Below are 5034 nucleotides of genomic sequence, written 5' to 3'. Positions count from 1 at the left end.
TGGTGGCGCATCGAGACGAAGGAATAACCGCGATCAGCACCGCGCCCAGGCCGTTCCGCCCTGGGCGCGGTGACGCGAAATCCGGGTGCGACAGTGGCCGCGCCCGGTGTTCAAGGCCAATAGCCGAATTAAAACGCCGCCGCCTTCGCGGCTGGCTCAGGCGGCGCGTTGAAGGCATCGCTGTAGTGCGCGATGCTTCCGGCACTGTCCCATGCAGGGCCAGCGCCATGAAATAGCCGGGCGGCACGCCGGCAGTTGCAAGCYCCAGCGCAGCTGTTCGGCGTGACCGGGCCCGTGCCGAAGTCGCTCAGCCAGCCGGGCGCGCCGTCGAACGCCTCGAAGGGCTTGTGCTGCGCGCCGGGGCGGATGCGGTACAGCCAGGAGCGGCGGTTTTCGCTGCGCGGCGCGGTAAAGGCGGTGCCCGATAGCTGTTCGGCATACAGGCCGTACGGGCATTGCTGGGGCGAATTGCGGCCGACGGGCAGGGCCCCGGGCAGCGCCTCGGTGGCGCAATCGTTGCCGAAGCCGGTCTGGTATTTCAGTTCCATGGGTTCCTCCTGGGCGGCGGCGCGGTGCATGGCCGCGCATTACGGTGTCCGGGGGCGCGGGCGAGAGTCTCGTCCCGCGCGCCGATAGGCCATTTTCGGCAAAATCCGGCCCCTCGGCTACGGGAATGCGAAAATAGAAACTATAAATTCCGTGAATAATGAGGAAGCGCCATGGCCAGTCTGCGCGATGTGGACCTGAACCTGCTGCTGGTGTTCCAGCATCTGCTCGAAGAACGCAACATCTCGGCGGTGGCGCGCCGCATGGACCTGACCCAGCCCGCGGCGAGCAATGCGCTGCGGCGCCTGCGCGCCGCCTTCGGCGACGAACTCTTCGTGCGCACCGGCCAGGGCATGCAGCCCACGCCGCGCGCGGAAAGGCTGGCCGGGCCGGTGAGCGAGGCGCTGGCCACGCTGTCGCGCGCCCTGCAGGACCAGAACGCCTTCGACCCGGCCGCGAGCAGGCGGCGCTTCCGCGTGGCCATGTCGGACGTGGGCGAAATCCACTTCATGCCGCGCCTCATGGAAGCCTGCGCCCAGCTCGCGCCGGGCGTGCGCATCGATTCCGTGCGCACCCAGGGGCCGGATCTGCAGCGCGAAATGGAGGCCGGGCGCATCGACCTGGCCGTGGGCGCCTTCGACGACATGGGCGCCGGCGTCATGCAGCGCATGCTGTTCCGGCAGGGCTATGCCACGCTGTTCCGCCAGGGACATCCCACGGCCCATGCGGGCATGAGCCTGAAGGCTTTCCGCGCCGAGCGCCACCTCATCGTGTCGCGCGCGGCGCCCTACGGGCAGGTCAACCAGTCCATGGAACGCGCGGGCCTCGTGCTGGCCGAGCATTTCAGCGTGCCGCATTTCTCGGCCGTGCCGTATATCGTCAGCGCGACCGACCTGCTGGCCACGGTGCCCGAAAAGCTCGCCGCCAGCGCGGCCGGCCCGTTCGGCCTGCGCTACATCGCACCGCCGGTCAAGGTGCCGCCCTTGCAGACCAATATGTACTGGCAGCGCCGCTACGACCGCGACGGCGGCAGCCAGTGGCTGCGCGGCCTGATCGCGGAGGTGTTCGGCGCCGACGGGCAGCAGGCGCCTGTCGCGCGGGCCGGGGCGGGACGGCGCGACGCTACGCGCTGACGACGGATTCCCGCGCCAGCCGCAGGGCTTCGCGCAGCAGTTCCATGTCGCCGAGATGGTTGGCCAGCAGCAGGATGAGCGCGGCGTTGAGCTCCTGGCTCTGCTCCAGGCTCAGGTCGCGGTGGATGTCGATCAGCGCCTCGTAGAAATCGTCCGGCGCGGGCAGGTTGGTTTCGGTGATGAGCATGATGGCTGCCTCTTTTCGGGATCAGGCGCAGATGGCGCGCCGCAGGGCGGCGTTGACGGCGGCGGCGTCCAGCGCGCGCCAGCGCGCCGCGACGTGCTGGTCCGGGCGCAGCAGGTAGGCCGTGCCGGGGCGCGCGTCGTAGCGCTGGGCGAGCAGGCCCGCGCTGTCCACCACGTGCGTCATGCCCGGGGGCAGGGCCGGGGCGTCGCACTCGGCGCTGGTCACGATCAGCGGCTTGACCGGCGTCGCGGCCATGCTCAGCGCCTGCAGGGCCTGCACGGCCGCGGCATCGGGCAGCCGGTCGCAGCAGAAGAGGGCGAGCGCGAAGCCGCTGTCCAGCTGCGACAGCCACCAGCCGTCCTCGCCCGCCACGCGCACCGGCGCGTCCAGCGCCACCGCGCCGGGCCGCAGGCGTCCGCCGAACGCGTCCTGGTCGGGCGTGTTCAGCGGCGAGTCCGCATAGGTGGCCGGCAGCGAGAGGCGGCCGCTGTTGACGAGCGCGCGCGCAAACGAATGGCGCTTGGCCAGGTTGAGCACCGCGTTGCGGAAGCTGCGGCTGATGTCGCTCTTGGGCGTGATGAAATCGGTGGAGCGCGAGGAGTTGAGGATGTTCTCGTCGGCCGCGTACTCGCGTTCGGCGCAGTAGGTGTCGATGAGCGGCTCGGGCGCCTTGCCCGTCAACACCAGGGCGAGCTTCCAGGCCAGGTTCTCGGCGTCCTGCACGCCGCTGTTGGCGCCGCGCGCGCCGAACGGCGACACGCGGTGCGCGGCGTCGCCGGCGAACAGCACGCGGCCGTGGCGGAACTTGTCCATGCGTTCGCAGGCAAAGGTGTACACGCTTACCCATTCCAGCTCGAATTGCGCATCGGGCCCCAGCAGCGCGCGGATGCGGGGCAGCACATTCTCGGGCTTGACGGCTTCCTTGGGATCGGCGTTCCAGCCGAGCTGGAAGTCGATGCGCCAGACATTGTCGGGCTGCATGTGGAGCAGCACGGACTGGTTCGGATGGAAGGGCGGGTCGAACCAGAACCAGCGCTCGGCCGGAAAGTCCGCCTGCATTTTCACGTCGGCGATGAGGAAGCGGTCGCGGAAGACGCGGCCGTGGCTTTCCTGGCCCAGCATGGCGCGCACCGGCGAGCGCGCTCCGTCACAGGCGATCAGCCATTGCGCGTGCAGCGCGTAAGGGCCGTCGGGCGTTTCCACCGTCAGGCAGACGCCGTCGCCGGTCTGTTCCAGCGCCACCACCTTGTTCTTCCAGCGCAGGTCGATATTCGGCTGCTGCCGCGCATGCTCGTAGAGAAAACCTTCGGCGTAGTACTGTTGCAGGTTGACGAACGCGGGACGGCGGTGCCCCGGTTCGGGCAGCAGGTCGAAGCGCCACACCTCGCGGTCGCGGAAGAACACTTTGCCCACGTTCCACGACACGCCTTTCTCGGCCATGCGCTGGCCCACGCCCAGGCGGTCCCAGATCTCCAGCGTGCGCTTGGAGAAGCAGATGGCGCGCGAGCCGGTGGAAAGCCGGAAATCGTCATCCAGCACCACCACGCGCAAGCCCCGCCGGGCCAGGTCCAGCGCCGTGCTCAGCCCGACCGGGCCCGCGCCCACCACCACCACCGGGTGCGTGACGCGCTGTCCCGCGGCCTGGTCGGCGCATTTTTCATAGGCGAACTCCATCGCCTGGTAATCGATGTCTCCCACGTCTGTCTCCTGGGTGGGTTCGTTTTGTTTTTTGTTCGCTACGCCAGCCGCAGGCGCGTTGCCCGCGGCCCGGCAGTACGCGCCGCGGGCCTCGCGCAGCCAGGCGCGACGCTTCTCCGGGCGGGGGCCGCGGCTCCGGCTCCGCCGGCGCGCTCCCCTGGGCGGGCTCCCCTCGAAGGGGAAGCGCCGCAGGCGCTTCGGGGGTGGAGCCCTCTCAGCCTTCGAGCTGCTTCCACATTTCGAGGTCGCGCTTGTCCGTCCAGATGCGCGGGTGCTCGATGCCGCTCGCCTCGTCGTAGGCGCGCGAAACGTCGAACGGCATGCAGTGGTCGAAGATCACCCAGTCGCTGTAGCGCGGCTTCATGAAGTCGTAGACTTCGCGGTAGATGGTCTTCAGGTCCTTGCCGTCGGCCACGCCGCGGTTCACCGCGCCATACAGGTCGGTGAGGAAGGCGCGGGTGCCGGCCAGGCCCTTGCGCACTTCCTCGGCGTTCTTGAGGGCCGGTCCGCGGCCCGGCACCATCTTGTCGGCCTCGAAACCGGCCAGCGCGTCCAGCGTGGAGGGCCAGTCGCGGAAGTAGGCGTCGCCGCAATAGGGCGTGGACTGGTACTCGACCAGGTCGCCCGCGAAAAGAATCTTCTGCTCGGGCAGCCAGGCGATGGTGTCGCCCTTGGTGTGGCCGCGGCCGACCTGCAGCAGCCGGACCTCGAGGTTGCCGAGGTTGACCGTCATTTCGCCCTTGAAGGTCATGGTGGGCCACACCAGGCCGGGCGGGATGGATTCGGCGTTGCGGAAGAGGCGGGGGAAACGGCCGATTTCGCTGGCCTTGTCCTGTTCGCCGCGCTCGGCGATGAGATCGTAGGTGTCGCGGCTGGCCAGGATTTCCTGGGCGTTGTAGGCCGAGGCGCCGAACACGCGCACGGCGTGGTAGTGCGACAGCAGGATGTACTTGATGGGCTTGTCGGTCACTTCGCGGATCCGGCGGATCACGTCCTGCGCCATGACCGGGGTGGCCTGGGTGTCGACCACCATGACGGCCTCGTCGCCAATAATGACGCCCGTGTTCGGATCGCCCTCGGCCGTGTAGGCATAGGCGTTGTCGGACAGCTTTTCGAACGACACGACCTTGTCGGCGAGGTCGGCGTGCGAGGCGAATTGCTTGCTCATGGGGACTCCTTCCACTTTTATAGGAATAAGGGCATGGAAGGGACTATAGCCCCGCGTTAGTGTTTGTGCAATACGTTTGCTATAAACAAACAGGTGGGGTTTTTACGGGGATTCAAGGGCGTTGGCACCTCGGGCAGTAATACGTGGCGCGCTGTCCCTGGACGATGCGGCGGATGGGCGCGCCGCAGGCGCGGCAGGGCTGCGCCTCGCGCTCGTACACCGCCGCGTGTATCTCGAAATAGGCGCCCGGCTCGCCCGTGGCCCCCACGTAGTCGCGCAGGGTGCTGCCGCCCGAGGCGAGG

Annotated in this window: 5 protein-coding genes and 1 pseudogene; 1 reads left to right on the top strand and 5 read right to left on the bottom strand. The window is 68.6% G+C overall.

Annotated features, from left to right (window positions below; translation table 11 throughout):
- Positions 1-275: 275 nt before the first annotated feature.
- Positions 276-548: pseudogene (locus AD428_RS25715) on the bottom strand (homogentisate 1,2-dioxygenase); the annotation flags it as partial.
- A gap of 171 nt (positions 549-719) precedes the next feature.
- Here AD428_RS25715 and AD428_RS22635 point away from each other — a divergent pair.
- The gene (locus tag AD428_RS22635) at positions 720-1679 is read left to right on the top strand and encodes a LysR family transcriptional regulator (RefSeq protein ID WP_053244992.1); all 960 of its coding nucleotides are present in this window, start codon (positions 720-722) and stop codon (positions 1677-1679) included.
- Here AD428_RS22635 and AD428_RS22630 read toward each other — a convergent pair.
- The 4 genes from AD428_RS22630 to AD428_RS22615 all read right to left on the bottom strand — a co-directional run.
- On the bottom strand, positions 1669-1869 hold the full coding sequence (locus AD428_RS22630) for a DUF2783 domain-containing protein (protein WP_200908019.1): 201 nt from the start codon (positions 1867-1869) through the stop codon (positions 1669-1671). The two genes, AD428_RS22635 and AD428_RS22630, sit on opposite strands and share 11 nt — an antisense overlap.
- 18 nt (positions 1870-1887) lie before the next feature.
- Positions 1888-3564 (bottom strand): FAD-dependent oxidoreductase, encoded by a 1677-nt coding sequence (locus AD428_RS22625; RefSeq protein ID WP_053244994.1) that lies wholly within the window; start codon positions 3562-3564, stop codon positions 1888-1890.
- Positions 3565-3778: 214 nt separating this feature from the next.
- Positions 3779-4732 carry an MBL fold metallo-hydrolase gene (locus tag AD428_RS22620; protein ID WP_053244995.1) on the bottom strand — a complete coding sequence of 318 codons (954 nt, stop codon included), beginning with the start codon at positions 4730-4732 and terminating at the stop codon, positions 3779-3781.
- A 112-nt stretch (positions 4733-4844) separates the two neighbouring features.
- A partial coding sequence (locus AD428_RS22615; RefSeq protein ID WP_304438942.1) for a zinc finger domain-containing protein occupies positions 4845-5034 on the bottom strand: 190 nt, incomplete at its 5' end.

The sequence above is a fragment of the Achromobacter sp. DMS1 genome (genome assembly GCF_001270295.1).
Note: the sequence above shows the minus strand (reverse complement) of the source record. Positions and strands in the feature narration are given on the sequence as shown.

What these genes read in the sequence shown, in the direction of transcription:
- AD428_RS22635 (WP_053244992.1), top strand. Translation starts at nt 720, where the DNA reads ATGGCCAGTCTGCGCGATGTGGACCTGAACCTGCTGCTGGTGTTCCAG.
- AD428_RS22620 (WP_053244995.1), bottom strand. Translation starts at nt 4,732, where the DNA reads ATGAGCAAGCAATTCGCCTCGCACGCCGACCTCGCCGACAAGGTCGTG.